At 70.1% G+C, this 20,593-nt stretch carries 15 protein-coding genes; 6 read left to right on the top strand and 9 right to left on the bottom strand.

The genetic code is table 11. The features are described from left to right. The first annotated feature begins 442 nt into the window (after positions 1-442). Entirely contained in the window at positions 443-1,003 is a 561-nt protein-coding gene (locus tag ACE5C1_RS05730; protein WP_374943100.1) for a cytochrome b, read from the top strand. Next, positions 1,003-1,758, top strand: a complete 756-nt coding sequence (locus ACE5C1_RS05735; protein ID WP_374943101.1) for a VIT family protein — start codon at positions 1,003-1,005, stop codon at positions 1,756-1,758. The genes ACE5C1_RS05730 and ACE5C1_RS05735 overlap by 1 nt, the downstream gene beginning before the upstream one ends. A gap of 160 nt (positions 1,759-1,918) precedes the next feature. Here the strand turns inward: ACE5C1_RS05735 and ACE5C1_RS05740 are convergent, their stop codons facing one another. The 4 genes from ACE5C1_RS05740 to ACE5C1_RS05755 all read right to left on the bottom strand — a co-directional run bounded on the left by ACE5C1_RS05740 (position 1,919) and on the right by ACE5C1_RS05755 (position 5,490). Then, on the bottom strand, positions 1,919-2,398 hold the full coding sequence (locus ACE5C1_RS05740; protein ID WP_374943102.1) for a DUF3833 family protein: 480 nt from the start codon (positions 2,396-2,398) through the stop codon (positions 1,919-1,921). A 289-nt stretch (positions 2,399-2,687) separates the two neighbouring features. Then, complete coding sequence (locus tag ACE5C1_RS05745) at positions 2,688-3,347, bottom strand: DNA starvation/stationary phase protection protein (RefSeq protein ID WP_374943103.1); 660 nt, start codon at positions 3,345-3,347, stop codon at positions 2,688-2,690. Between the two features lie 120 nt (positions 3,348-3,467). After that, positions 3,468-4,745: a sensor histidine kinase gene (locus ACE5C1_RS05750; RefSeq protein ID WP_374943104.1), complete on the bottom strand. Its 1,278-nt coding sequence runs from the start codon at positions 4,743-4,745 to the stop codon at positions 3,468-3,470. Between the two features lie 67 nt (positions 4,746-4,812). Then, positions 4,813-5,490 carry a response regulator transcription factor gene (locus tag ACE5C1_RS05755; RefSeq protein WP_374943105.1) on the bottom strand — a complete coding sequence of 226 codons (678 nt, stop codon included), beginning with the start codon at positions 5,488-5,490 and terminating at the stop codon, positions 4,813-4,815. A 131-nt stretch (positions 5,491-5,621) separates the two neighbouring features. Between ACE5C1_RS05755 and ACE5C1_RS05760 the strand changes: the two genes are divergently transcribed. Together ACE5C1_RS05760 and ACE5C1_RS05765 are read left to right on the top strand one after the other, a co-directional pair. Next, positions 5,622-6,893: a TolC family protein gene (locus ACE5C1_RS05760; protein ID WP_374943106.1), complete on the top strand. Its 1,272-nt coding sequence runs from the start codon at positions 5,622-5,624 to the stop codon at positions 6,891-6,893. Between the two features lie 10 nt (positions 6,894-6,903). Beyond that, on the top strand, positions 6,904-10,095 hold the full coding sequence (locus ACE5C1_RS05765; protein ID WP_374943107.1) for an efflux RND transporter permease subunit: 3,192 nt from the start codon (positions 6,904-6,906) through the stop codon (positions 10,093-10,095). A gap of 54 nt (positions 10,096-10,149) precedes the next feature. Here the strand turns inward: ACE5C1_RS05765 and ACE5C1_RS05770 are convergent, their stop codons facing one another. Further along, entirely contained in the window at positions 10,150-11,580 is a 1,431-nt protein-coding gene (locus ACE5C1_RS05770; protein ID WP_374943108.1) for a metallophosphoesterase, read from the bottom strand. A 5-nt stretch (positions 11,581-11,585) separates the two neighbouring features. Continuing rightward, a complete protein-coding gene (locus tag ACE5C1_RS05775; RefSeq protein ID WP_374943109.1) occupies positions 11,586-13,913 on the bottom strand; it encodes a TonB-dependent receptor in 2,328 nt (775 codons plus the stop codon). Between the two features lie 495 nt (positions 13,914-14,408). On the opposite strand from ACE5C1_RS05775, the gene ACE5C1_RS05780 reads away from it, so the two are divergent. Continuing rightward, positions 14,409-17,297, top strand: coding sequence for a helicase (locus tag ACE5C1_RS05780; protein ID WP_374943110.1), 2,889 nt, complete (start codon positions 14,409-14,411; stop codon positions 17,295-17,297). Continuing rightward, positions 17,294-18,115 (top strand): DUF72 domain-containing protein, encoded by an 822-nt coding sequence (locus tag ACE5C1_RS05785; RefSeq protein ID WP_374943111.1) that lies wholly within the window; start codon positions 17,294-17,296, stop codon positions 18,113-18,115. Before ACE5C1_RS05780 ends, ACE5C1_RS05785 begins: the two co-directional genes overlap by 4 nt. Here the strand turns inward: ACE5C1_RS05785 and ACE5C1_RS05790 are convergent. From ACE5C1_RS05790 to hemC, 3 genes are read right to left on the bottom strand one after another with little or no spacing between them, the layout of a single operon-like run. After that, positions 18,106-18,960: a hypothetical protein gene (locus ACE5C1_RS05790; RefSeq protein ID WP_374943112.1), complete on the bottom strand. Its 855-nt coding sequence runs from the start codon at positions 18,958-18,960 to the stop codon at positions 18,106-18,108. The genes ACE5C1_RS05785 and ACE5C1_RS05790 overlap by 10 nt on opposite strands. A gap of 32 nt (positions 18,961-18,992) precedes the next feature. After that, positions 18,993-19,628, bottom strand: a complete 636-nt coding sequence (locus ACE5C1_RS05795) for a uroporphyrinogen-III synthase (RefSeq protein WP_374943113.1) — start codon at positions 19,626-19,628, stop codon at positions 18,993-18,995. Beyond that, on the bottom strand, positions 19,625-20,533 hold the full coding sequence (gene hemC, locus ACE5C1_RS05800; protein WP_374943114.1) for a hydroxymethylbilane synthase: 909 nt from the start codon (positions 20,531-20,533) through the stop codon (positions 19,625-19,627). Before hemC ends, ACE5C1_RS05795 begins: the two co-directional genes overlap by 4 nt. Between the last annotated feature and the right edge of the window lie 60 nt (positions 20,534-20,593).

Genomic DNA, 20,593 nt, shown 5'->3' on the forward strand with positions numbered 1-20,593 from the left:
GTCACCTTCAGCGATGCACTCGCCGCGGTCCGGCGACAATTATGGACTGACCAGACTTTTGCCATGTCCCAACAGGACCGGCAGCCGCGGAAATCAACCAACGGCACACTTGATCGCCTGATCAAACTCGCATGCTACGCCGCCTGAAATGCGGAAAGTCGAGTTGAGAGTCTGTTCGAAACGCGCCGAGGCGCGTTTCTCGGAACCGGCCCGCTTCCCCGCCCGACCTCCGGGATACTCTGTGGAAGGCCGGGCGGGGCCGACGAAGTGGGTCCCGCGCAGGCGCGGCGCAAAGGCCAGCCCGGTCGCTAGCGGAAGTGGGACGTGGGTTCGTCTGGCGACAATCCGCGCCCACGAAGGGTCGCTCGTGGCCGATAGATATCGTAATCGCGGGCCAGCCTGCTTGCGAGCTGGATGACGGGAGGTTGCTTTGAATCGATCTGTGGCAGCGGATGCGGGTGGCTACGATGGTGTGGCGCGTGGCTTCCATTGGCTGATCGTCGTCCTGGTTGCGGTGCAGTTCGCGATCGCCTGGACGATGCCCGAGATCCATCGCGGTGTGAGGCCGGACGGTCTTGTCGGTTGGCACCTATCCGTCGGCGCCCTCATCCTTGCGGTCATGCTGGCCCGACTGGCATGGCGCCTGACGCACCGCCCGCCGTCGCCGCCGCGCGATCTCTCCGCCCCCCTCCGACTGCTATCCAGGCTTACCCATTACGGCTTGTATGCGTTGCTTCTCGCGCTGCCCTTCCTGGGCTGGGCCAACGCCTCCGCGCGGGGGTGGCCGGTCAGCCTGTTCGGCGTGGTGCCGCTGCCTTCGCTGGTGGCGGTCGCCTCGAGCTTTGGTCATGCGGCCGGCGACGTCCACAAGGCGCTCGCCACGGCGCTCTTGGTCTTGGTCGGGCTCCACGCTTCTGGTGCGGCGTATCACGCGTTGGTCCTGCGGGACGGCGTGGTCCGCCGGATGCTGCCCCGCGCCGCCGCCCGGCCTCGGCATCGTTGATGGAACCCGCGTTCGGACAGTCGGAGGCGAAGATGGTGGAGACGCGATTGCGGACCATGCCGCATCAACCTGCCGAGGCACACTACATGACTCGCATTGGCTGGCTCCGCGCCGCCGTTCTCGGTGCGAACGACGGCCTGCTCTCGACGTCCAGCGTCATGGTCGGGGTGGCGGCGACGGCGCCGGGCGTTCGTCAGATCCTCATGGTCGGCGTCGCCGCCCTGGTCGCGGGCGCGATGTCCATGGCCGCCGGCGAATATGTCTCGGTGAGCTCCCAGTCCGACACGGAAGCGGCGGATCTGGACCGGGAGCGCCAGGAGCTGCTGGCCTACCCCGAGGCAGAGCACCGCGAGCTGGCCGCGATCTACGTCCGACGGGGTCTCGCGCCCGATCTCGCAGCGACCGTAGCGGATCAGTTGATGGCGACGGACGCGCTCGGTGCCCATGCGCGGGATGAGCTGGGCATCACCGACGTGTCCTCGGCCCGCCCGGTGCAGGCCGCGCTCGCGTCGGCGACATCGTTCGCCGCGGGCGGTGTCTGGCCCGTCGCCACTGCAACGCTCGCTCCGGTGGCGTCCATGGTGCCCGCAGTGGCGCTTGTGGCGCTGCTCGTCCTGGCAGCCCTCGGCGCCGTAGGCGCGCGGGCGGGCGGCGCCCCACCGGCGCGGGCCGCGGTCCGGGTAGTCATGTGGGGAGCGCTCGCGATGGCGGTCACCTTCGCCGTCGGTCGGACCTTCGGGGCGACCTTCGGCTAGCGGCAATGGAACTCTGGGCGTAAAGGCGCCTGGTCCACCATAGCTGGTGGCGTTTCCATCGCCTTTTGGACCCCGACGAGGGTTCCGCCCCATGCTGGCCAGCACGCCAGCTCCGACGGCGAGTTTTTCCCGTGCCCGCCGCGAGCCGACGAGCTCAGCCCTACTTGCGGGTGATGGTCTCATCGAGTCGTGCGAGCGGCATCCCGAATTTGGAGACCACCATGACATTCCGCGCTACCGTTCCGCCCGGCTGCAGATCGAGCCACTGCTGCGCGTGGAGACCGCCCTTCATGGCAAATGACAAGTGGAGCCTGTTGCCTTCCACTTGCCCCGTCACGGGTCCCGTGGCGTCGGTCAGGGTGCCGGAATAGCGACCCGCGCCATCGAGGTGCAGGTGCCAGGTCCGTCGCGTCGCCGGCCTGGCGCCGCGACGGACCTCCTGGTCGAGGATCACCGTTCCGTCCGCCGCGACGCGGCCGTGACCTTCCACGAGCGTGAGTTCGGGCCCGCGGAAGGCGACCTTGAGCACGCCCGTTCCCTGCGTCCGCCCCGCGAAAAAGGCGGTGGGGTCGAACGCGGATCCGGCGGCCAGCTCGCGATCGGGATGCCCGCCCGAAACGCACCCGGCGCAGGTGAGCATTGTCGCGAGTGCGGTAGCGGCTCGTCTCATGCGAGCGTCCTCACTTTGGCCTCGCGCGTCCGACATCTCGTCCGCGCGGCCGCGACGGGCCCGGCCGGGTCGACGATGCGGATATCAGGCTTCGCCTTCCGTTCAGCGGCCAGCGGTGGCGCGTCGCGCATTGGTTCGTCTGGCCGCCCTTGCCACGGGTGGAGAGGATCGGATCGGTGTCGGCCATGTCGGATGCTCGCTCGGGAGGTTCGTGAAGCCGGGGGCAGCGCGCAGGTGGTCGCACGAAGACTGGCGCAGGTCACTGCTGGATTGGCGGCGACGGCTTGTTCGCCGCGACGACTGGCTTGCCGTTGTTCAGGTCGGCGTTGGTGTTGGGGTCGGTCGGCGTTGCCTGGAAGTGCGCGCGCATCTGCCACTGGTATTTGTCAATCGCGTGCTGGACCTCCTGCAGGAGGTTGGAGGTCGTAGGATCGCTGTCGTTGGTAGCCTTGATCCCCTCGCCGATCTCGTCGCTGGTCACCTTGTAGTAGTGGGCGAACCATTGGATGACCTGGGCGTCGTCCGTGAACCCGCCCTGGTATTCGGGGATGCGGCTGTTGCGGATGATGGTGTTGGCCCGGCCGTCGGAGGAGACGCCGATCGCCTGAAGCCGCTCCGCCACCTCGTCCGCATACTTGGCGACGCCCTCGTAATGCTCCTGCAGCAGCTCGTGCAGGGGGTAGAACAGCGTGCCCGAGACGTTCCAGTGCGCCTGCTTGGTCTGGAGCTGGAGCTGCTGGAGTTCGGTCAGCGTCTGCTGCAGCGCCCGGATGGAAGGTCGGAGCGCGCCGGCCTGCGGCCCCGAGTGCTCGCGGTCGGTCACGCTGTTCAGCGGGAAGGGTCCCGTCTGGGGCTGCGTCTGGGCGAGCCCGGGCGACGCGGCCAGCAGGGCTGCGGAGGCGAGGAGGGTAAGGCGCATGAAGATCCTTTCAGGGTTGCGGAAACACGGGCGTGGCCGCCGCACGCGCACGGCGCGGCGGGTGTGCCAATCAATGTCGGTCAAACGAGCGTGACCGCGGTAGGTTGTCTAAAATCGATTTCAGGAACGGCCGAGCTGCTTGATCGGGCACACCAGCGCGACGGCGCTGCCCCGGTCGGCAAAGCGCAGCATGAAGCCGTGCAGGTCGGCGATGGCCTTGACCAGGCTGAGGCCGAGCCCGGCCCCGCCGCAGTCGTGGCGCCCGCGGTAGAAGCGCTGCGTTACGAGCGGTCGTTCCGCCGCCGGCACGCCGCCGCCCTGGTCGGCGACGGTGACGACGGCTTCCCGTCCCTCCACGCGGAGGGACAAGGTCACCTCGCCGCCCGGAGGCCCGAACTTCATGGCGTTGTCGACCAGGTTCGACACCGCTTCGATCAGCAGGCTGGCGTCTCCCTCGACCTGCGGCACGGCGTCGATGCGACAGTGGAGCATGATACCCCGGTCCTCGGCGCTAGGCCGGTGGAGTTCGCACGCATCGTCCACCAGCCTGGCGAGGTCCACCGGGCCGAAGCGGCTGCGCCGTGCATGGTCCTCCAGCTCCCGTATGCGGAGCAGGGCAGCGACTATGCCGAGCAGCTTGTCGATTTCCGTCAGCGCGGAGGTCGCGACCGCTTCGAAGCCGCTCCGATCATCGGCCTGGCGCAAACCGCGTTCGATCCGGGCGCGCAGGCGCGTAAGCGGCGTGCGCAGCTGGTGCGCGATGTCGTCGCCGATTCCGCGAACCTCGGCGACGAGCAATTGCAGTCGATCCAGCATGGTGTTGATGTGCGCGCACAGCAGGCCGAAGCTGTCGGGACGGGTGCCGACCGGCAGGCGTCGATCGAGCTCGCCCGCCACGATACTCTCCGCCAGCCGGCGCATCGTGTCCACCTGCCTCGCCGCCCGGCGCCCGGCGACGAGCCCGAAGGCGAGCGCGATCAGGAGCCCGGGCGCGAGCCCGATCAGGAGCGACCGCTCGACGACACGGAGCGCCTCCTCGGCGTCGTCGAGGTCGACGCCGGTGAGCAGTCGCGTGCCGTCGGGCATGGCGCAGAGCGCCAGCCGCGCCACGTCTCGCTGCTTGCCGGGCAGCTCGGTGGGCCGGACCTCGGCGATGAAGGACCCGGTCGTGGCCTGCGCGGGCGGACGCGCCACATTGCCTTCGATCAGCGCGCCGCCTCGGTCGAAGAGCGCGAGGAAGCGGTCGCGGTGGATGTCGCGGTCGAGCATGGCGCGAAGCGCACCGGCGCGCTGGTCGCGCGGCAGGCCCGCCAGGGTCCGGCAGTCCGCGGCGAAGCCGCGCTCGGCGGAGCGCTGGTGGCTGCTGCTGGCGAGCAGCCAGAAGAGCGCCGCCAGCACCAGCGACTGGAGCACCAGCAGCGCCGCGATCGCGCCGCCCCAGCGCCACGTCGCGCGTGTCCGCGGGTCAGTTCGCGACATCGAAGAGGTAGCCTTGCCCGCGCACGTTCCGGATCAGCTGCGGCTCCCCTTCCGCGTCCACCTTGCGGCGCAGGCGACCCATGTGAACGTCGACGACGTTGCTGTTCGGCTCGAATGTGTAGCCCCAGACGTCCTGCAGGAGCATCGACCGCGTCACCACGCGGCCGGGTCGCCGGACCAGGTATTCCAGCAGCTTCAGCTCGCGCGGCAGCAGCTCGAGAGGACGGCCAGCCCGCGTCGCGGTGACGTCGAACAGGTCGAGATCGAGCGGGCCGACGATCAGGCGGGTGTCGCGCGTCTCGTTCGGGCGTCTGAGCAGCGCCTCGACGCGGGCGACGAGCTCGACGAGCGCGAACGGCTTGGACAGGTAGTCATCGCCGCCCGCGCGCAGGCCGCGGACGCGGTCGTCCAGGCTGCCGAGCGCGCTCAGCACCAGCGCCGGCGTGCGCCGCCCCTCGGCGCGCAGTTGGGCGATCAGGTCCAGCCCCTCGCCGTCCGGCAGCTGCCGATCGACGATCAGGAGGTCGGGCGCGCTCTCCCGCGCCACCTCCAGCCCCTCCTCGAACGAGGCGCCGCGGGTCACGCGGTATCCGCTGGCCGAGAGCTCCAGCGCGATCTCGTCGGCGGTGCCAGGGTCGTCCTCGATCAGCAGGATATGGGTCACGCGGGCCAGTTCGCCCTGCTGGCGCGCGCAGGTCAACTGAATAGCGTTTCAGACTGTGAACCGGTGTTTAGTCGACCTTCCGGCAAGGCAGCGGCTAACGCCGGGCGCCAAACCGCTGGAGAAGAACCGACATGCGCACGGTGGCGCTCTTGCTGCTCGGACCGATGGCACTGGCGCCGGGCGTGCCGGCTCGCGCGCAGTCCGAAGGCGGCGCGGCGCTCTCGCTCGACCGGCTCGCGCAGGACGTGGTCGCCAGCAATCCCGAGCGGCGGTTCTACCAGCGGCAGATCGAGACGGCGGGGGTCGAACGGCAGGCGGCCGGGCGCTGGGCGGACCCCGAGGCGGTGGTCGAGTTCGGCGAGCGTCGGCAGAACGACGCCCGCACCGGCGCGCCGCTCGGCGATGGCCAGACCTACGCCGTCTCGATCGTGCAGCCGGTCGAGTTCGGGGGACGCATCGCGCTCCGCCGCGCGATCGCGGAGCGGCAGATCGACCTTGCGCGCATCGGGCTGCAGCAGTTCGACGCGACGCTGGCCGGGCGGGCGCGCGCGCTCGGCTACGGCCTGTTCGCCGCCGACGAGAAGGCCGCCGTCGCCCGGACCGTCGCCAACCGGATGCGGACACTGGCGCGGGTGATCGTCTCGCGCGATCCGGCGGGCCCCGCCCCGCGGCTGGAGGCGGCCTCGCTGCAGGCCGGCGCGATCGGCGCGGAACGCGTCGCCGCCATCGCGGACGCCGAGGCGAACACCATTCTCTATGAACTGAACCAGCTCCGCGCCGCACCCTACACGGCGCGCATCCGCATCGTGCGCCCGGACGCGAGCCTTCCCGACCTGCCCTCGGGCGCGACGCTCGCTGCCGCCGCCAGCGCCAACAACTTCGAGCTGAAGGCGCTGCGCGCGCAGTTCGAGCAGCAGGGCCTGCGTGTCGACCTCGCCCGCAAGGCGCGCCTGCCGGTCCTCGGCATCGGGCCCTATTACGACCGGGCGCGATCCGACACGCGCGAGACCAACTACGGGGTTCGCCTGTCGACCACGATCCCGCTCTGGAACCGGCAGGCGGGCGAGGTCGCCGTCCAGGCGGGTCGCCAGGCGCAGGCCAACGCCACCCTGATCGAGGCCGAGCGCCGCATCGCCCGGGACGTCTTCGACAAGGCCGCGCAATACGAGGCCAAGCGCCGCGCGCTCGCGCAGTGGCGCGGCAGCACGCCCCAGGGCTTCGCGGCTGCGGCACAGGAGGCCGACAGCAACTACCGGCTGGGCGCCATTCCGCTCGCCACCTACATGCAGATGCAGCAGTCCTACGTCGACGCCACCAACGCCGTGCTCGACACGCGGCGCGAGGCGCTCGAGGCGCTCCTCCAGCTACGCGCCCTGAACGGCGGCGGCGCGCTGGCCCGGTGAGGCCGGCCTTGTGATCGGCGCATTGCTCGACCTGGTGACGCGGCACCGGCTCGCGGTTGCGCTCGTCTCGGCGCTGGTCGCCGCGATCGGATTCTGGTCGTTCCTCAGCCTGAAGATCGATGCCATTCCCGACATCACGGGCGTGCAGGTCCAGATCAACACGGCCGTCCCGGCGCTCGCGCCCGAGGATACCGAGAAGCTCGTCACCCTGCCGATCGAGCGCGCGATGGGCGGGCAGCCGGGATTGGACGAGACGCGCTCGCTGACCAAGACGGGTCTGAGCCAGGTGACGCTGCTCTACAAAGACGGCACCGATCAGCTGAAGGCGCGCCAGCTCGTCACCGAGCGGCTGAACGCGGTGCAGGGCCAGCTTCCCGCGGGCAGCTCGCCGCAGCTCGCGCCCATCACCACCGGCCTGGGCGAGATCTACTATTACACGCTCGAATGGCGGCGGCCGCCGCCCGGCATGGACGCGCAGCGTCAGCTCATGGAGCTTTACGAGGCGCAGGAATACACCGTGCGCCCGATGCTGCGCGCCGTGGACGGGGTGGCCGACGTCAACTCGAACGGCGGCATCGAACAGCAGTTCGTGGTCGAGCCCGACCCGAGGCGCCTGACCATGCACGGCGTGACCGCAGCCGAACTCGCCCAGGCAGTGGGCAGGAACGTCGAGAACGCCGGCGGTGGCGTCATCAGTCGCGGCGCCGAGCGCTTCACCGTGCGGACCGACGCCCGCGTGACGAGCGCGGCCGCGATCGGCGCCATCCCCGTCAAGTTCGCGGCCGGCGTGCTCCCCCTTCAGGTACGCGACCTGGCGAACGTGGTGATCGGGTCGGCGCCGCGGCAGGGAGCGGCGACGCAGAACGGGCAGGAGACCGTCCTCGGAACGGTGATGATGCTGGTCGGGCAGAACAGCCGCGAAGTGGCGCTGCGCGTGCACGAGGCGCTGCCCGGCCTCCAGTCGGCCTTGCCCAAGGGCATGGTCGTCCACGAGCAGTACAGCCGCGCCGACCTGGTCGCCCGGACCATCCACACGGTCGAGCGCAACCTTGGCGAAGGCGCGTTGCTGGTCGCGCTGGTGCTCCTCGTCGTCATGGGCAACTGGCGGGCGGCGCTGATCGTGGCGCTGGTGATCCCGCTGGCCTTTCTGGTGACCGTCGGCGGGATGAACGCGATCGGCGTGTCCGGCAATCTGATGAGCCTGGGCGCGCTCGACTTCGGCCTGATCGTCGACGGCGCGATCGTGGTGGTGGAGAACAGCTTGCGCCTGCTGGCCGACCGGCGGCGCGAGAAGGGCGAGGATCTGACCCCGGAGGAACGCCGGGAGACGGTGGCGCATGCGGCGCGGATGGTCGCCCGGCCGACCATCTTCGGCATCGCCATCATCGCACTCGTCTACGTCCCGGTGCTGAGCCTCGGCGGGGTCGAGGGCAAGCTGTTCCAGCCGATGGCGCAGGCGGTGATGCTCGCGATCCTGGCCGGCCTGATCTGGACGTTCACCATCGTGCCGACGCTGTCCGCATGGCTGCTGCGTCCGCCGGCGGGCGGCGAGGACGACGGCCGTCGCAAGGGACTGATGGGCGTTGCGGAGCGCGGCTACGCGCCCGTGCTGGACCGGGCGCTCGCCCATCCGCTGCTGCTCGCGATCTGCGCGCTCGCGTTGCTGGGCGGAGCGTTCATCGTCTTTAAATCCCTGGGATCGCAGTTCACGCCGCAGCTCGACGAGGGTTCGATCACCGCCATGGTCTACAAGCCGGTCGGCCTGTCGCTCGAGAGCAGCCTCGCCATCGAGCAGCGGACCGAGCGCGACATCCGCCGCGCGTTTCCGCAGGTGACGCACACCTTCTCGCGGATCGGCACCAGCCAGGTTGCCACCGACCCGATGCCGCCCAACGAGAACGACCTCTACATCTTCTACTCGCCGGAAAAGGACTGGCCGCAAGGCAACGGCAAACCCAGGACCAAGGAGGAGCTGATCGCCGGCATCGAGAGGGTTGCCCGCAGCGCCTACCGCGGGCAGACCTTCGAATTCGCGCAGCCGATCCAGATGCGGTTCAACGAGATGCTGGCGGGCGTCCGGGCGGACGTGTCGGTGAAGGTGTTCGGCGAAAACTACGACATTCTCGAGCGCGCGGCGAAGCAGGCCAAGGCGGTCCTCGAGAGGCAGCCAGGGACCGCCAGCGTCGAGTTCGAGACCGCGGGCCGGCCCAAGAGCGTGGTGGTGGAACTGGACCATGCGGCGCTGCTGCGCCTCGGGCTCGGTACGCAGGAGGTGAACAGGGCGATCAGCGACGCGGTCGCGGGGGCGGAGGTCGGGTTCATCCCCGAAGGCGAGGCCCGGCACGCGATCGTGGTGCGGATGCCGGAGAATCTGCGCGCCGATCCGGCCGCGATCCTCGCGCTGCCGCTGCGTGTCGGCGACTATGGCATGGTGCCGCTGTCCCGCGTCGCGCGGCTGAAGGAGGCGCCCGCGGTGGAACCGATCCTGCACGACGGGAGCGAGCGTCGCGCCGCCCTGATGGTATCGCTGTCGACCAGCGATCTCGGGGGCTATGTCGCGAAAGCACGCGCCGACGTCGACCGAGAGGTCAAGCTGCCGCCCGGTTACCGGATCGAGTTCGGCGGGCAGTTCCACCAGTTGGAGGCCGCCAACAGGCGCCTGTCGCTGGTCGTTCCGGCGGCATTGCTGCTGATCTTCGCGCTGGTCTACGCTGCGCTGGGCAGCGTGAAGGAGGCCGCGATGGTCTACACCGGCATCCCGTTCGCGGTCACGGGAGGCGTGCTCGCGCTGTGGCTGCGGGGGATGCCATTCTCCATCACGGCCGCGATCGGCTTCATCGCCCTTTCGGGGATCGCGATGCTGAACGGGCTCGTGCTCGTCGACCACATCAACTCGCTGCGAGACGGACGTGAGGGCGAGGCAATGCCGGTGGAGGATGCCGTCCGTCGGGGCGCGCACGACCGGCTGCGGCCGGTGCTCTCCACCGCGCTGGTCGCATCGCTCGGGTTCGTGCCGATGGCGATCGCGCATGGCGCGGGCGCGGAGGTGCAGCGTCCGCTCGCCACCGTCGTCATAGGAGGGATCGTCACCTCCACCCTGCTCACCCTGCTTCTGCTGCCCAGCCTCTACCGCTGGATCCTTGGCGGCCGCCGGAACGCGCCGCCCGAATCGGAACCCGCGGACATCGGAGCCGTCGCATGACACCGACGCTCCGCATCGGTTTGGTCGCGCCTGCTCCGCTCGCGGCCGTGCCGGCTAAGGCGGCCCCGAACGGCTGGGCGGCGGCCCGCGACGCGCGCGGACCCACGCCGCCTCGGGTCCGCAGGTCGAGCGGTGCCCCTCGATGCGGCAGCGGCGCACCACGCGGCCATCGGCGGCACGCACCGCCGCCGCCCAGGACCTCGCGCCCGTCCTCTCGAACGTCATGAAGCCGAAGCCGCGCGTCCACGCCTCGAACGCGCGGACGGTCACGCCAGGGATGGGCGACGTGCCCGGCGGCAGGGAGGACGGCAGCGGCACGGCATCCTCCTCGGTGCCCGAGAAGCCGACCACGAACTGGCTGGGCGCGGTGCCGCCGAAGCCAACGTGCTCCCACAGGTGGACATGACCGGCGAGCAGGACGTCGACGCCGGCGGGCACGATCGCAGGGTCGACAGCCCCGAACGTGGAGCGCACGGCCGCGTTGCCGGCGCTCAGTGCGGCGTTCGGCTTCGCGTCGGGGATGGTGACGCCCAATATGGGGTAGTGATCCGTCGCGAAGGTGAACCGCGCCCCGCGCGCAAGCCGTGCCAGCGAGTCGTGCGTGGCAACCAGCTGCGCGTAGCGCGGATCGTCGGGGCGGATGGCCTTCGTGTCCGCGATCGAAAGGTCCATCACGACCACCTGCGCGCCGCCGCCGAGCGGGACGGCATAGGGCGGGCTCCAGTCGCCCGTCGCATCGTCGGCCGGCTGGATGCAGTCGCGGCCCGGCTGGATCGGCCTGGGGTCGAGCAGCCGCCACCAGCCCTGACCGCCGCGGTTGCAGCTCTCGTGGTTGCCGCGGGTCACGACCCAGGGCGCTGCCGCGAGCAGCGCCGCCGCGGGCCCGAAGAAGTCGGCACGCCAGCTGTCCCAGCCATACCCCCAGGGCGAGCCGGCGCAGCCCCCATGCCCCGCGGCGCAGGGGTTCTCCCGGTAGAGGTAGTCGCCGACGTGGATGACCAGGTCCGGCCTCCAGGCGGCCGCCCGCGCCGCAATCCTTGCGAACGGATACGCTTGGGGGTCGTTGCAGGCCTGGTACGCCAGCGTGCTTGCCTTGAGGCGGCAGCCGGTGTCGCCGATGACGACGATGCGGCGGACGACGTGGCGAGGCAGCAGCAGGGTTCGACCGGCCACGGTGGCGCGGCGAGGACCGATGGGTGTCGACGCCTCGCAGACCATCACCGCGAAGTCGGAAGGCTTGCTGTCGCCGACACCCGAAGCGGTGGGTCGCGCAGGCAGGGTCGCGGGCGCGGCGCGCGGGGCCATCCGCCGCGACCGCCCGTCGAGCCTGAGCACCGGGCATGCGGCCGCGGTGGTGACGGCGCGCACGACCGCGCCACGGTCCGCCATCACGACATAGGCCGCCTGGACGGGGTCGGCCGGCCTGGCCACGGCCGTGGCCGATACCACGCTGGCGGCGAGCAACGGTGCGAGCGCGATCGGCACGGACTCTAGAAGGAGACCGTCACGTCGCCGGTGACCGCGCGCGGCGCCTGGTAGAAATACTGGTCGAACTGCGCCGTCTTGCCGGTCGAGATGCTGGTGACGCGCTGCGAGTCGAAGATGTTGTTGACCTCCACTCCCAGCCTGACCGGTCCGACGTCGTAGCGCGCCGACAGGATGGCGGCGTTGTAGCCGCGCGACTGGTAGATGTCGCTGTCGTAGGCAGTGCCCGGCGCGGTCGAGCCGGTCGGGTTGAGGAAGAACTGGCGGCCCACCCACTTGTCGATGAGCGAGAAGCGGATCGGCCCGTGCTTGTAGAGCAGGCCGCCGGCGGCGGTGTATTCGGGTGCCTTGGCGACCTGCTGGCGGATGACGCCGGGGTTGTCGGTCCTGGCCTCGTTGCGCGAGCCGTTGGCGAAAACAGCGAACCCCAATGGCAAGGCGTACGTGGCCTGCGCCTCCACGCCCCGGTAGCGGACCGCACCCTGGTTGATGAACACGACGCCCTCCCCGGGCACGGCCGACGTGAACGAGGAGAACTTGTTGCTGAAGTCGATGCGATACACGTCGGCGTCGAGCGACAGGTTCGCGCCGTGATAGACCGCGCCGGCCTGGTAGTTGGTCGAGCGTTCCGGCGCCACGGTCGATAGCCGCGGGTTGGCGACGTAGAGCACGCTCAAGGGGGGCGCGAGAAAGCCGCGGGCGTATTGACCATAAGCGGCGAGGCGGTCCGTGAGCGCATAGTTCACCGTCAGGAACGGCAGGTCGGCGGTGTAGGTGTCGCTGCTGCTCTGCGCGTAGCGCGTGGTCTGGTTGTAGGCCGCGCGGATCTGGCGGTTGAAGTCGACGTGCTTGAATCCGGGCGTGATCGACAGGCCGGGGAGCGGGCGCAGCTCCAGCTCGACAAACGCCTCGGTATGGTTGGTGTGGCTGTTCTGGTCGAACTTGACGTTCTGCGGCGTCCCCGTGCCGGAAACCGGATCTACGACGGCCTTCTCGATGAAGTTCGCTGCCAGGGTCACCAGGTTCACGTCGCGCTGCTGGCGATAGGTGTTCGACCATTCCAGCCACGCGCCCGTCGTCAGCGCACCGAAGCCGAAGTCGAGGTGCACCCGCGCGATGTCGCCGAACACCCGATATCTGTTGGTCTTGGTGTAGCCCGGCACGCCCGACACGGCCTTGGCGCCGGGCGTCAGCACCACCGTGTTGGCCGCCGCGATCTGGGCCGGTGTCGCGGTCGCGAACAGCGTGACGTCGTTCCCCGACAGCGTCTCGTTGTCGTAGCTGTAGGTGTAGGCCCGATTGTCGAAGGTGGAGCCGTGCCCGAGATCGGCGTCGAAGCGCACGATCTCGAAGTCGGTGCGTTTGTGGGTGTGGTTGTAGCCATAGAAGGTCTGGCTGTTCGGGTCGGCGTTGAGGCTGAACTGCTTGCCGTAGAGCGCGACCTGCGACGTCGTCGCGCCATCGTTGTCCGGCTGGTTGAAGCGATTGACGTTGTATGTGCCGAGCAGGGTCAGCCGCGCCGACGGACCGACCGGGATGACCACCTTGCCGAAGATGTTGAAGGAACGGAACGGGCTGAACGTCCGCGCGCCGTCGGAATGGATCGCCTGGCTGCTGAACACCCCGCGCGCGCCGCCCAACCGGTCGATCTCCCCGGTCTGAAGGAGGCCGCGCACCAGCACCGTGTCGAACGTGCCGTAGCTCGCCTTCGCCTCGAGCCCCGCCTCCTCACGCGCGGCGCGGGAGAACAGGTTTATGTTGCCGCCGAAGGTCGCCTGCCCGAGCTGGCCGGCGTTGCCCGGACCGCGGTCGACGATCAGCGTCTCGATCGTGTTCGACGGGAAGAAGGTGTTGGGATGATGGGTCGGATCGTTGGTGTCGCCGAACGGCACGCCGTCGTAGGTGATATTGTATTCGCCGTCCTGGAAGCCGCGGATCTGCGCCTTCGACTCGGAAAGGCCCGCGCCGTTGGCGCTGCCGGTGTTGGACACCGAGGGCGAGATCAGCGCGATCTGGTTGAAGTCCGACGTCGCGGGAAGCGAGTCCTCGATGAAGGACCGGCTGATCACCGATTGCGGCTGGGTTGTCTGGAGAGACGCGGTGACGGGCGCGATCTCGTTGGGCCTGGTTGCAGTCACGACGATGTCCGATCCCTCGGCGAGGCCGGTCTGCCGGGTCTGATCGTCCGCGGGGACTGTCGGTCCGGTCGAGGTGACGGGGGCGACGTTCGCCTTGGCGGGCTCTGCCGCGCCGGCGAAGCTCGCGCCCGACATGGCGCCCAGCATGGCGGTCGCGCGCAGCAGCTGCCGGCGCGTCGTGTTCTTGCTCGTCACTGCTTGTCTTCCCCTGCCGCTTTCGGCTGCACGGTGCGTAGCTGGGCGCTGTGACAGCGGGGTTGCACGACCGTGACGGAACGGGGACTGGACGTTGGGAATTCCCAACCTTCCAATTCCGAAAGGGGAACAGGTCAGTCCCACAACACCGACACCTATCTGGCGGCACTCGACGCCATGCACGCCGCCGATGCCGCAGGGGTGACGCACCTCACGCTGCAGATGGCTTCGAGCCGGCTTCGGGGTTCCCGCTTGGCGCACCAATTCCGAGCAGGAGCGGGCACCACCGGGGCCACTGGCATTCGCACAAAGGCCTTCAGGAACGACGGTCGCGAATGCCTCCCTTCGCCGGCTCCAGCCTTTCCATGAAAACTGCCAATCGATATGGTCCGCAAGGGCCATGCGGTGCAGGCCTGATGACAATGGCTGCCGCGCCCGGGAGTACGCCAGACCCATGCCGCAACGTATCGCCCGCGTTCGCGTCACCTTGCGCCGATGACCTTTACCGGCCGGCCCTATGCCCAGCTCGGCATCGCCGAACTGGAGCGCCTGGTGCAGGATGCGCCCGATCGGCGCGCGACCAATGAAGCGATCCTTGTCGAGCTGAGCCATCGAACGGTCCCCAAGGCGCGGGCCTTGCAGAAGCGGCTGGAAAAGATGCTCGCGGCGACAGGCACGGCATCGCCCCCGTCGCGACCGGCACCGCCGACATCCCCCGTACCGCCGTTCGTGTCACCCTCTGCCAAGCCGCTGCCCCTACGCGAGACGATCGCCAACGATCCGCAGGACATCCTGCGTGCCTGGACGGTGATGGAGGTGCTGTCCCCGTCGACGTTCACCACGCCGGCCAAGCTTGCGGGCGATCCCCGCCACGTCGCCCGCTTCGATCGCGGCCTGCCCTGGGCGGGCGGAGTCGCAAAGGGACCACCGGGCACCCGGCTCTATTTCCAGGTGGTCCTCGGCTCCGTCGTCATGCAACCGGCGATCGACCGATTGCTCCAGCGCTTCGCGGACGCCCGGCCCGAAAAGCCGCAGGCACGTGGCGAGACGCCTCTGGCGGTCGTGATCGTCGACCGCGAGGGGCGCCCGGTTGCCGATGCCTGCGCCGTCGTGTCCAGCTTCGGATGGGGGCTTCCGCTGGCGCTTGGCGGCGACCCGGCGGCGCTCAGCCGCTGGTCCGAGGAAGAGGAGCGTATCCAGACGGCGCTTCACCAGCGCATGTATCGCGAAGGGCCGGACGGCAAGGCGGTGCCGCTGGACGACGCCGCGATCACGGCGGCCTATCGCTGGCTGGTCGCCGAAGTCGGGCTCGACGCCACGATGGCCAAGCCGCCGTCCTTTGCGGTGCGCAGTACAGTGCCATTCAGGTCCAGTGAGCCGCCCGATGCACTGCTGCTCAACAGCTTCTTCCTCAAGGACCTGGGCAAGGCCGCCGCGCTGTTCGCCAAGGGGGAGGCGCCGGACACGCTCAAGCGATTTCTCGGCGCTATCCCGCCGGGTACGCGGCGCGACCTCCTCGACGACCAGGACGCGATCGAAGCCGTCGTTGCGCCTGCGTGTTTTCCGTCTGCGCGATGGCCGGGACCTGGGCGCCATCCGCTTGTCCTGATGCAGCAGGCTGCGGTGAACCTGGCGACGGCGCAGAAGCCCGGCGAAATCCTGGCGGTCAACGGGCCACCCGGCACCGGCAAGACGACGCTGTTGCGCGATGTCGTCGCCCCGCTCGTGACCGCGCGTGCGGGCGTCATGGCGGACTTCGACGATCCGGAGCAGGCGTTCACGTCATCGGGTGCCAGGCTGAACCTCGGCGGGGCGTGGATCCATCTCTACCGGCTCGACCCGCAGCTGAAGGGATTCGAGATGCTGGTCGCCTCGTCGAACAACAAGGCGGTCGAGAATGTCAGCGCCGAATTGCCCGCGATCGGTGCCGTCGCCGCAGGCGCGCCGGGCCTGCGCTATTTCAAGCCAATGGCCGACGGTCTGCTCGGACAGGAAAGCTGGGGCGCGATCGCTGCGGTGCTCGGCAACGGCAGCAATCGGAGCGCCTTCAAGAATAGTTTCTGGTGGGCCGAAGAGACGGGGCTGTTCGCCTACTTCAAGGCCATCGATGGCCGCAAACCCGAGGTCGCCGGGCCGGACGGGGCCAAGCGGCCGCCGCGCATCGTCGCCGAACTCGACCCGCCGCTCGACCGGCGCGAGGCCTTGCGGCGATGGCAGGCGGCGCGGGCGCATTTTCATGCGCTGGAGAAACAGGTCGCCGCCACCCGCGAGCGGGTCGAGCTGTTTCGCCTGCGCCATCGTCACCTTCCCGCGCTCGAACGGGCGTTCGCAGCGGTACGCGCCCACGGTGCGGAGCGTCCCGGCCTGATCCAGCGCCTCTTTCGGCTCGGCCGCTTCCGCGCCTGGAAGGCGATGCACGATCCCTTGTCATCCGCGCTTGCCAGCGCAGGCGGGCGGGCGGCGGACGCCAAGCTGTTGCCGTCCCGCCTGCCACCGCTCTTGGTGCGATCGCCCTGGTTCGGCCTTGGCGCAGAGGCGCGCGCCGCAGCCATCGTATCGCTGATCGAGCCGGTGCTGGCGGAATGGCGGCGCGAGCGGGAGAGTCGGCGGGCGACCGCGATCGATGACGATTTCTTCAAGGCAACCAGGGACCAAGTACAACCATCCTCGCCGTGGTTCACCGCAGACGAACACCGCGAGCGCGATGCGTTGTTCCAGGCCGCGCTCGATCTGCACCGCGCCTTTATCGACGCCGCCGCCAAGCCGTTGCGGCACAATCTGGGTGCGGCGCTCCAGGTGCTCGACGGCAAGGGGCTGGGCGATCCCGCAAAGGACGCGCTGATCCCGGACCTGTGGTCCAGCCTGTTCCTCGTCGTGCCGACGATGTCGACGACCTTCGCCTCGGTCGGCACGATGCTCGGACGGATGCCGCCTGCCTCGCTCGGCTGGCTGCTCGTGGACGAGGCGGGACAGGCTTCGCCGCAGCAGGCGGTCGGCGCGATCATGCGCGCCGGACGCGCGATCGTCGTCGGCGACCCGATCCAGGTGCCGCCGGTGGTGATGCTGCCCGAACGGCCGACGCATGCGATCTGCCGGACCTTCGGGGTCGATGCCGATCGCTTCGCGGCGCCCGCCGGCTCGGTACAGACGCTTGCCGACGCGGCCACTGCCTGGTTCGCGACGTTTCCGGGCGATCGGACGGTCGGCGTGCCGTTGCTCGTCCATCGCCGCTGCTCGGAGCCGATGTTCGGCAACGTCGCGGTGACGCGGGCCAAGGAGGTCGTGTATGTCGTCGGCAATCGCCGGTTGTGGCGCTCGGCAGGTGTCTTTGCCGAGCTGGACGCCGCGCTAGGGGAGCAGGGTTTGGCGCGAGGATATCGATGACGATTCGCATAGGCATCGGCGGCTGGACCTATGAGCCGTGGCGCGGCACGTTCTTTCCCGAGAAGTGGCCGCACAAGCGCGAGCTGGAATATGCCGCGGGCAAGCTGAGCGCGATCGAGGTCAACGGGACCTATTATTCGGGGTTCAAGCCCGCGACCTTCGCGAGCTGGCGGGCGCAGGTGCCCGCTGGGTTCGTCTTTGCGCTCAAGGCATCGCGCTATTGCACCAATCGCAAGGTGCTGGCCGAGGCGGGCGAGTCGATCGCGCGGTTCTGCGGGCAGGGGATCGTCGAGCTTGGCGACATGCTGGGGCCGATCCTGTGGCAATTCATGGCGACCAAGCGGTTCGATGCCGGCGATTTCGGCGCATTCCTGAAACTGCTGCCCGCCAAGCAGGACGGCGTCGCGTTGCGGCATGCCATCCATGTGCGGCACGAGAGTTTCGCGGACCCGGCCTTCGTGGCGATGTGCCGGGAGGCGGGGGTGGCGATCGTGTTCGCGGATTCGGCGGACTATCCGGCGATCGCGGATGTCACCGGCGACTTCGTCTATGCGCGGCTGGAGGCGGCGGAGGAGCGGTTCGATGCGGGCTATGCGCCGGCCGCGCTCGACGATTGGGCCAGGCATGCGCGGACCTGGGACGCGGGCGGGCGCCCAGAGGGTCTGCCCTATGTCGAGGACGCCGCGCCGCCCAAGCGCCAGCGCGACACGTTCGTGTTCTTCATCAATGGCGCCAAGGTGCGCGCGCCACAGGGTGCGATGGCGCTGATCAAGAAGATCGGGATCGAGAAGATCGGGATCGATCGGGTTCAGGGATAGGTGGTGACGGTCGGCGGCGGTGGTGCGGCGGGTTGCACGGCGGCGCCCTGGATCGCGGCGCTTTCGAGGATGTCGAGCGCGTGGCGGGCGGTGACGTAGCGTTTGGCCGCCGCCATCCAGTTGGTCGCCTGGGTCGCGCCGGGAAGCCGGGCGACTTCCGCGCGCGCCGCCTCGACCTGCCCGCCTTCCAGCAAGCGGCGGGCGCGGGCCAAGCGGTCCTCGGGCAGCGGCGAGGGGGTGCCGTCCTTGCGGATCACCACCAGCGTGCCGAGCTCGCGGCGGACGCCCGCAGCCCAGCCCTCGTGCGCGCCGCTGGCGATGTCGGGGCCGATCTCTGCCAACCCCTCGCGCAGGTCGCCGAGCGTCAGCGGTGCGCGCGACGCCTGGACGATATAGGCGACCGCGCGCGGCTCGCTCGCGCCGAAGCGGGCACGGAGCTGCGCTTCGAGATAGCCGAGGCCCAGCCCGCGATCGAGCGCGCGGCGCGACGCAAAGGCGACGAGCAGCGCCTCCGCGCGGGTCGCCTGGGTTCCGGCATTCTGGGCGTCGGCGGTGATCGTGGCGGTGCGCGCCTCGAGCGCGGCGAGCTGACCGGCCAGCACGGCTTCGCGGGTGGCGAGCGCGGCCGGGTCGGTCTGGACCGCGGGCGCGACCGCCACCACCGTCTGCGGCTTCTGTACCGGCGCGGCGGTGACCGCGGCGGGCTGTGCGAACCAGGCGACGTGGCGGACGGCATAGACCGCGAGCGCGAGGCCCGCGGCAAAGGCGAGCAGGATCAGGACCAGGACGGTGCCCGCGCGGAGCCCGCGTCGCACCGGCGTGTGGATCGGCGGAAAGTCGGTCATCGGCGGACTTATCCGCGGGCCGGCGCCCGCGGTCAATCGGCGAGGCGTGCGGCGAGGGCGACGAGCGTCGCGTCGTCCGGGCGACCGGCGACCGCGCCGGGGCAGTCGGGCCCGGCCGCGCGCACCGCTTCGCTCAAAGCGGCGATGCGCAAGTCGCGGACGGCATCGCGTTGGAGGAGTTCGGCCAGCCGCCGGGCGGCGCGGGCCGAATGGAGGAGGGCGACGCTGCCCGCCAGCATCGCGACCGATGCCACCGGCACTGTTTCGGCAGTGTAGACGGTGATCGCGTCCACGCCGGTATCGACGCGGTCGTGCCCGGCGAGGTGGAGCAGCCGCTTGCCCGCGCTGGCCCGGATCGCCGCCGCGGCATCGCCTTCTCCCACCGTCTCCACCGTCAGCCCGGCGGCGCGCGCTGCCCGGGCGGTCGCTTCGCCGACCGCGACCACCGGCAGGCCGTGTACGGCTTCGAGCCCGGTGCCGGCGTGGCGGACCGCGTTGGCGCTGGTCAGCAGCAACGCATCGTAATGCGCCGGATCGGGGGGTGTCCAGGCGACGGCGCGGATGGCGAACAGCGGCAGGCGGATCGCGGTGAGGCCGAGTGCCTCGATCCGCCGGGCGGTCGCGGTGTTGCCCGGTTCGGGGCGGAGCACCGCGAGGGGGCGGGTCAAGCCGCGAACAGCCGGCGGATCTCGGGGGGCGCGCGGCCGAGGAGGTCGGCGGCGAGCTCGCGGCCGCAGGCTTCGCCGGCGACGCCTTCGATGCTGGCCTCGACCTGCGCGCTGCCGTCTTCGGCGAGCAGTTCGGCGCGCAGCCGCAGGGTCTCGCCTGCGAGTGAAGCCATGGCGGCGACGGGGGTGTGGCAGTCGCCGCCTAGCCGCGCCAGCAGCGCGCGTTCGGCGAGGACGCAGGCGCTCGTCTCGGAATGGTCGATCGCGGCGACGGCCTCTCGGGCGGCTTGGTCGGCGGCGCGGACCTCGATGCCGACCGCGCCTTGCGCGGGGGCGGGGAGCATGAGGTCGGTGGGGAGCGCGACGCCGATGTCGCCGCGGTCGAGGCGGTCGAGCCCGGCGGCGGCGAGCAGCGTGGCGTCGACCTCGCCCGCCGCCAGCTTGGCGAGGCGGGTGCCGACGTTGCCGCGGAACAGGACGATCCTGAGGTCGGGGCGCATGCGGAGCAGCTGGGCGCGGCGGCGCGGGCTGCTGGTGCCGACGACCGCGCCGTGGCGCAGCGCATCGACCGAGTCGGCGCCGATCAGCCGGTCGCGGACGTCGGCGCGCGGCAGCATCGCGACCAGCGCGATGTCGACGGGGCGGATCGTCTCGACGTCCTTCATCGAATGGACCGTGCAATCGACCTCGCCGTCGAGAAGCGCGCGGTCAAGCTCCTTGGTCCACAGCGCCTTGCCGCCGATGTCGGCGAGCGCGACGTTCTGGACGCGGTCCCCGGTGGTGCGGATGGGGATGATGTCGACCTGGTCCGGGCCCCAGCCGTGGGCGGCGCACAAGGCATCGCGAACCATGTTCGCCTGGACAAGGGCGAGGGCCGAGCCGCGGGTGCCTAGTCTGAACTGCATCGCGCGGGTTGTGGCGCGCAGGCGACGTTTCGACAAGCCGGATGCGAGCCGTTACAGCGC

The sequence above is a fragment of the Sphingomonas sp. genome (assembly GCF_964263785.1).
Lineage (GTDB): Bacteria > Pseudomonadota > Alphaproteobacteria > Sphingomonadales > Sphingomonadaceae > Sphingomonas.

Coding starts and splice junctions, on each gene's coding strand:
- ACE5C1_RS05735 (WP_374943101.1), top strand. CDS start 1,003: ATGGAACCCGCGTTCGGACAGTCGGAGGCGAAGATGGTGGAGACGCGA.
- ACE5C1_RS05740 (WP_374943102.1), bottom strand. CDS start 2,398: ATGCTCACCTGCGCCGGGTGCGTTTCGGGCGGGCATCCCGATCGCGAG.
- ACE5C1_RS05745 (WP_374943103.1), bottom strand. CDS start 3,347: ATGCGCCTTACCCTCCTCGCCTCCGCAGCCCTGCTGGCCGCGTCGCCC.
- ACE5C1_RS05760 (WP_374943106.1), top strand. CDS start 5,622: ATGCGCACGGTGGCGCTCTTGCTGCTCGGACCGATGGCACTGGCGCCG.
- ACE5C1_RS05780 (WP_374943110.1), top strand. CDS start 14,409: ATGACCTTTACCGGCCGGCCCTATGCCCAGCTCGGCATCGCCGAACTG.
- ACE5C1_RS05785 (WP_374943111.1), top strand. CDS start 17,294: ATGACGATTCGCATAGGCATCGGCGGCTGGACCTATGAGCCGTGGCGC.
- ACE5C1_RS05790 (WP_374943112.1), bottom strand. CDS start 18,960: ATGACCGACTTTCCGCCGATCCACACGCCGGTGCGACGCGGGCTCCGC.
- hemC (WP_374943114.1), bottom strand. CDS start 20,533: ATGCAGTTCAGACTAGGCACCCGCGGCTCGGCCCTCGCCCTTGTCCAG.